General features: G+C 40.6%; 6 protein-coding genes. 4 read left to right on the plus strand and 2 right to left on the minus strand.

Annotated elements, in window-relative coordinates:
• Positions 1 to 195: 195 nt before the first annotated feature.
• Positions 196 to 1,296 carry a redox-regulated ATPase YchF gene (gene ychF, locus RT138_RS18710; RefSeq protein ID WP_313191880.1) on the minus strand — a complete coding sequence of 367 codons (1,101 nt, stop codon included), beginning with the start codon at positions 1,294 to 1,296 and terminating at the stop codon, positions 196 to 198.
• A 263-nt stretch (positions 1,297 to 1,559) separates the two neighbouring features.
• Here ychF and RT138_RS18715 point away from each other — a divergent pair, with 263 nt between their 5' ends.
• From RT138_RS18715 to RT138_RS18730, 4 genes are all read left to right on the plus strand, one after another.
• Positions 1,560 to 2,048, plus strand: a complete 489-nt coding sequence (locus RT138_RS18715) for a hypothetical protein (RefSeq protein ID WP_185213805.1) — start codon at positions 1,560 to 1,562, stop codon at positions 2,046 to 2,048.
• 105 nt (positions 2,049 to 2,153) lie between these two features.
• The gene (locus tag RT138_RS18720; RefSeq protein ID WP_313191881.1) at positions 2,154 to 3,113 is read left to right on the plus strand and encodes a polysaccharide deacetylase family protein; all 960 of its coding nucleotides are present in this window, start codon (positions 2,154 to 2,156) and stop codon (positions 3,111 to 3,113) included.
• 51 nt (positions 3,114 to 3,164) lie between these two features.
• Positions 3,165 to 4,949 (plus strand): ABC transporter ATP-binding protein, encoded by a 1,785-nt coding sequence (locus RT138_RS18725; RefSeq protein WP_313191882.1) that lies wholly within the window; start codon positions 3,165 to 3,167, stop codon positions 4,947 to 4,949.
• Between the two features lie 70 nt (positions 4,950 to 5,019).
• Positions 5,020 to 5,994, plus strand: coding sequence for a 1-acyl-sn-glycerol-3-phosphate acyltransferase (locus RT138_RS18730; RefSeq protein WP_313191883.1), 975 nt, complete (start codon positions 5,020 to 5,022; stop codon positions 5,992 to 5,994).
• Here RT138_RS18730 and RT138_RS18735 read toward each other — a convergent pair.
• Positions 5,975 to 6,586, minus strand: a complete 612-nt coding sequence (locus tag RT138_RS18735; RefSeq protein WP_313191884.1) for a DUF4126 domain-containing protein — start codon at positions 6,584 to 6,586, stop codon at positions 5,975 to 5,977. The two genes, RT138_RS18730 and RT138_RS18735, sit on opposite strands and share 20 nt — an antisense overlap.
• Positions 6,587 to 7,174: the final 588 nt, after the last annotated feature.

Consider the following 7,174-nt stretch of genomic DNA (forward strand, 5'->3'; position numbering starts at 1 on the left):
CGGGCGAATTCAATTCGCCCATACAGTATAGGTGCATGCTAGACAAGATCTTGGCCAACATGCCGTCCATTTTGGGCATGAACCCCGAGCGGAGTCGAGGGGGAGTCTGACCCCAATCCCAGATCTTATGTCTCCTGTCTTATGTCTTATGTCTAAATAAAAAAAGCGACATTTAAAGTCGCTTTTTTTATTTACCTAAACATTGAATCGGAAGTGCATAATGTCCCCGTCTTCAACGATATATGTTTTACCTTCCACGGATAGTTTGCCAGCTTCCTTAACGGCTGCTTCTGATCCGAATTGTACGAAGTCATTGTATTTAATTACTTCGGCGCGGATAAATCCTTTTTCAAAATCGGTGTGGATTACGCCGGCAGCTTGTGGTGCTGTAAATCCTTTTTCGATCGTCCAAGCTCGTACTTCTTGAACACCTGCCGTAAAGTAAGTTGCCAAGTCCAATAAGGAGTAAGCCGCTCGGATTAATTTGTGAACCCCAGATTCATCCAAACCTAGATCTTCCAAGAACATTTTACGTTCTTCATAGTCTTCAAGTTGGGCAATCTCAGATTCGATCTGTGCCGAGATAACCAATACTTCCGCATTTTCATCCTTTACAGCTTCCTTAACCTGATCAACGTAAGCATTTCCTGTGTTTACAGAAGCCTCATCTACGTTACATACATAAAGTACAGGTTTTACGGTCAATAAGGTCAAGTCATCGATAAATTCGAAATCCTCTTCAGAAATAGGAGCAGTACGAGCTGATTTACCAGATTCCAAATGAGCCTTTACTTCGGAAAGAACGTCAAAAGTTTTCTTTGCATCCTTATCACCACCAGTCTTGGCCATTTTTTCAACTTTTTGGATACGCTTTACAACGGTATCCAAATCTTTAAGCTGTAATTCCGTATCGATGATTTCCTTGTCACGTATAGGGTCAACAGAACCATCAACGTGGATCACATTGCCATCATCAAAACATCTCAAAACATGGATAATAGCATTTGTGGTACGGATATTACCCAAAAACTGATTACCTAGACCCTCACCTTTGGAAGCACCTTTCACCAAACCAGCGATATCGACGATTTCGATGGTATTAGGAACGATACGTTGCGGATTGACAAGTTCAGCTAATTTGTTCAAGCGAGCATCCGGAACTGTAATGACACCAACATTTGGTTCAATGGTACAGAACGGGAAGTTTGCAGCTTGCGCTTTAGCGTTTGATAAACAGTTAAATAAGGTTGATTTACCTACGTTTGGTAGGCCTACGATCCCACATTGTAATGCCATATTGCTATTTTGTTAAAATTGCGACAAAGATAACAAAAATGCTGATAGAATCGGGTAGGGCAGACAGAGTATTTTTCGAGAGCTTTGCTGAATGTTAAAATGTAAAAAATGACAAAAAGATGAATTTTAAAGTCTTGATTCTGAATGCTGTAGCTGTGAATTTACATTTTTTAACATTTTCGTTTTAATCCTTCCCTTCAAAATGCCTGTCAGAACATTAAACATAACCGGACGTTTGGTCCTAAAGATATAAGGAGGTTTTTATGAAAAAGTTATTCTACGCAGCATTAGTTTTTGGAGGATTGTTCTTCGTCAAACCGGCAGATGCCCAAGTAAATGTAAGCTTAAACATTGGTGTACAACCATCATGGGGACCCGTTGGCTATGACTACGCCAGGTACTATTACATGCCAGAGTTTGATATGTATTACGATGTTTCTAATCGTTACTATACCTACTACGATGGCCGTACATGGGTATCACACAGGAACATACCGAGAAGATATAGAGGTCGTGACTTTCATAGAACCTATAAAGTGGTAATCAATGAATCTAGACCTTGGAGAAACCATAGGCATTATCATGATCGCTATCATGGTTACTCAAGGAACTATTCTCAGGTTACAATCCGTGATGGCGGAAGACACCATCACCGCGCCGATAAACGCTATCGCAAAATGGAAAAAGAGCATTATAAGTACCATAAAAAAATGGATAAGCGTTGGAAAAAAGGAAGACATTACGATGATTAGCATATAATATAGGGATAAATGGGATGGGACTTCAGCTTGAAGTCCCTTTCTTATGTCGACAAATATTTTTAGCTTTGTACAAATTTTAAGAGACCCTCAAAGGCTATGTTGAAGAAGACTATCGTCGCTGGTATTGCCGCTATTTCCACACTAATCTCAGTTTACTCCTGTAATTCTATTGTAGGCTCACCGAACAGCTCTAATCCCTTGGATTCGACTGCAAATTCATTGGTTGATGCTGAATCCAAGTTACAACAGGATACCATAAAACTGATGGATATCCTGGATTCCCTTAACAAAGGGAAAATCCATTTTCCAGCTGTAGATTCCTTAAATAAAATCGAACCTAAGCAAGCTAAAAAAATGCTTAGAGATTCCATCTACCGTGAATTGAATAAGAAGGATAAGCACATCTACCTTACCTTTGATGACGGTCCGTTGATTGGCAGCTCTGCTATTGACTCCATAATCACCGCTAAGAACACCAAGATCTCGGCCTTCCTAGTAGGTAAGCATGCTGGCATGAGCAAAAGATTGAAACGTGATTTTGATCGTTACATGAACAATCCACTTGTTGAATGCTACAACCATAGCTATTCGCATGCTGCCAATAAATTCCATGTATTTTACAGCAATCCGGACCTAGCTGTCGCTGATTTCGAAAAATGTGAAACAGATTTAGGTCTGAAACATAAGATCGTTCGTATGCCAGGAAGAAATATCTGGTTGTTTGATGATGTCCGCCGTGTAGATTTAACCTCAGGAAGCCAAACCGCTGATCTACTTGGTGTCAATGGCTATAAGATCTATGGATGGGACGTAGAATGGAAAATCAATGGTTTGAGCGGTAAACCTGTTCAGTCTGTTGAAGAGATCTATGGCCGTATCCGTAATATGTTAGGGAATAAATCGACATTGAAGCCAAATAATATCGTTTTACTGATGCATGACGATATGTTCCAAAATAAAAAAGGACAGCAATTATTGAGCAATCTAATTGATAGCCTGAAGCAACACAAAGATTATAAGTTTGATTTCATAGAGAATTATCCTATAAAATATTAGTTACAGAGTGCGGAGGCTTAAACTTTTTGAGTACTTTAAAGTTTAAATTTTATGACCATATCCCAACTCTTTAAAAAAGTATTACCCTTCACCAAGCCGTATAAGAATCTTATTTTTTATACCCTTATCTTAACGGTTGTTGGGTCTTTTGCTGCGCAGGTCAATGCCTTTATCCTCAAGTATACCGTTGATACCATCAGTGACCTTCTCGTCAACAAGACACCTCTCCGAACAGGACTTTATCTATTAGGCGTTATTTCCGCCATATTACTGGGTAAGGAAATTATTTATTCCATCGTTCAGTTTGGGCAAAAATACTACGGTGAGAAATTACGCATCATGATCGCCCGCGATTTTTCTCAAGCTATTGTCGATCGAATCCTCACCTATAAAATGGCCTTCTACACTTCCAGTATCAATGAGTCCGGAAAGCTTCAAACCCGGATTGATGCGGGTATAAGCTCACTGACCCGACTGGTCCAAAACTTCTTTATCGATATCCTTCCACTCTTTGCAAATGCCATCGTCGCCTTGGTCTGTATGTTCCTTGCGAATTTCTATGTAGGCTTGGTGGGCCTGTTTATCATTCCGATCTATTTTTATGTATCCCAGTTGCAGGCCAAGAGATTATCTGGCTTTCGAAGGAACATGCGTCAGTACAGGGAAAACAAGAGTAACCAATTGATCAACCTGATTGATTCCATTACCGTAATCAAGTCCTTTGTTCGTGAGGATACCGAAGCTGAAAAGCATAAAAAGATTCAGTACGAGATGACCGAGAACCAGATGGCTACCCGGAAAACCTCCTTTATCTTTGAAAGTATAAAGGGCTTTATCGAACAGATCGGCGTGGTTATCGTCATCATCCTGACCGCTTATTTTGTATTAAACGAACAAATGTCCATTGGTGCCATTATGTTCCATATTATGTTATTCAATAACGTATCTGCCCCGATCAGGCAGCTTCACCGGATCTACGATGAGGTCAACGATGCCCTGATCTATTCCGAAAGTTTCTTTGGGATCCTGGAGGATGAAGGGCAGAAGGAATCTTCAGGCACTTATAGACCTGAAAGAATTAAAGGGCTGATCGAGATCAGGAATGTGGATTTCAGCTATCCAAATGGACACCAGGCCTTGCACAATGTCAGCATGGAGATCTGTCCAAATGTGAACACGGCATTGGTAGGATTGTCCGGTGCTGGAAAGAGTACCATCATCAATCTATTGGATAAATTCTACGAACCAAGTTCTGGAGCCATATATCTGGATGGGGTAGACCTCAGGGAATATGATACGGAATTTTTGAGGGAGAATATCGGGTTAGTTTTACAAAGGAACCATATTTTTAAAGGAAGTATTGCCGACAATATCCGTTACGGAAAGACTGAAGCCAGTATGGAAGAGGTGATTGAAGCCGCTAAGAAAGCCTCTATTCATGAGCAGGTCCTCGATCTACCAAATGGCTATGATGCTGAAGCCCATCTCCTTTCTGGTGGACAGCAGCAAAGAATCGCCATCGCTAGGATGTTCCTCAAGAATCCTCCGATTATCTTCCTGGATGAACCAACAGCCAATCTGGATGCCATTGCTACGGAACAGATCAAAAATAGCTTGGACGCCATCAAAGTGGGTAGGACAGTGATCATCGTTTCGCACAGTATTTCTCAGATCATCGATGCTGAACATATCATCGTTATGGAAAAAGGTAGAGTAGTGGAAGATGGTTCCCATGAAGAACTATTTGACCTGCATGGCGCTTATTATAAGATTTTTAGCGCGATGGCCAATAGCCTCAATATCCATAAGATCACCGAATCCATGAAAGAAGATTAGTATTTGTTAAAATTAGGCTTGTTTTTTGTTATAGGAAAATTTGGATTCTAATTATTGAGAATATTAATCTATGCTTTATCCAATCCTAAGATCATTTGTCAAACTGGGCATGAACTGGTATGTGGCAGATTGGCAATTAAAAAACTTGGAACTAGCAGCAAAGAATGAACCTGCTGTTATCGTTTCAAATCATCCCAATTCCTTTTTTGATGCCTTAGTTCTCTCGGTGCATCAATCCTCGGAAATATGTTTCCTGACCAGGGGAGATATCTTTGAAAAACCTTGGGCAAACTGGGCATTACGTAGTTTTTTTATGTTGCCTATCTATAAGAAGAATGATAGTCAGGATGCTGATATTAGCAATGGATTTACCTATGATGAATGCGTGCGGCAATTGAAAATGGGTAGAAAGCTCCTGATATTTCCGGAAGGCGTGTCGAGAAACCAAATAGAATTGAAGCCTTTCATGACCACAGGTTTAACTTCCATTATCAAACGGGCCGTTCAAATGGACGTTCCAATCCAGGTTCAACCTTATATCCTCAGCTATAATTCCTTTGATGATACGCCGAAAGCAGTTTATTTGGAAGCCTTGAATCCCATTGACTCCACAGATTATCTGAACAATTCTGAAGTGATGTGCAATGAATTGATCAAGAAGCTAAGGGAAGAAATGGATGCTAAAATGTTAAATCGTTATGTAGGAGCAAGGGATGGCATTCATCAGGAACGTGCATGGATGAAGTACCCAGCATTATTGGGCCATTATTCCCATAATTGGTACTATCAACTGGTCAAAAAGAAAATAAAGCAGAAAACGGAGAACAGTATATTCTATGATTCACTCTTGTTTGGCGTTCTGTTGTTTTCTTATCCCGTAATCGTGCTGCTGTTAAGTATTATTATAGGGAATATCTTCAGTTTTTGGTGGGGTTTTCTCGTATTTATCCTACTTCCTTTTCTATCTTATTGCTGGGTGCAATACCAACCTGTCCGGGTAGCCGAGGAAAACTTGGAAGGAAGAGTTAATAGGTTGAATCCTTAAATTTATTCACTTTAGGTTTTTTTCTGACCTTGTCCAACAGTTTTTGGCCATATTTAATGAAAAGGTAAAGGATTACTATAACCAATATTCCAGCTAGGATAGGTAAGAAGATCGCCAAGATGCTCATAATGGTAGATCCAACGGTTTCTACCGTGGAGATGATGGGATTGCCGATCCCAGCTGTTGTACCAGAGGATGCTGCCCTGGTTCCGGCAAACACCGAACTGATGGTAGCGGCGGTCCCTCCACCGGCAATCAATGCCAAGGACCATTGAATCCAACTGCTCACTTCGGTAAACTGCGTTGCGAATAATAAAGATCCAGCAACAGTTGCCAATGGTACCGTAATGCTATCCAAGATATTATCGACAAAGGGGATGTAATAGGCCAATATCTCAAATAAGGTGGCCAAACCTGTTGCGATGACAGCTGGTAAACCACCCACCCAAGCATAGCTTTCGTCCAATGGAATCCATCCCAAATAAGAGCCCAAACTCAAAAAGAAGATAGGCAGGAACACCCTAAAGCCCGTAGCAGCAGCAAGTCCAATTCCCACAAATAGCGAAATGATAAAAGGTAGAATGTCGGTCATGATCTGGTTTTAATAAATCCTGCACAAATTTCCAGCCAATTCTGATATTCAAAATAGATGGGGAGTATAATATAATGGGCTCAGATGCTCCTTGGTAATTTGGAGGTAGGGTTTGAACCAGGATGGAAGGGATGAGAGACCGTCCCTGTCATCCTTTACCGAAGGTAAAGGAACTGTACGTCAATACCATGATGGTTGTCTTTGATTTTAAAAGTTCGCATTTCTCCGAGATGCTTCGTTCCTACCAATGACAGAAAAAAACTAACCTTTATGACATTGCCCAGCGGATATGAAATATTTTTCTATCAATTCCCTGTAGAAAGAAAACAGTTTGCTCATCTTCCAATTCTGAACAATTCGTGAAGAATCTGTACGGTTCTCCTCCCACCGTCCCTGTCATCCTGTACCGAAGATAAAGGAACTGTACGCCAATACCATGAAAGTTATCCTTGATTTTGAAGGTTCGCATTTCTCCGAGATGCTTCGTTCCTCAGCATGACAGAAAGAAACTAACCTTTATGACATTGCCCAGTGGATATGAAATATTTTTCTATCAATTCCCTGTAGAAAGAAAACAGTTTGCTCATC

Source organism: Sphingobacterium sp., assembly GCF_032065005.1.
GTDB lineage: Bacteria > Bacteroidota > Bacteroidia > Sphingobacteriales > Sphingobacteriaceae > Sphingobacterium.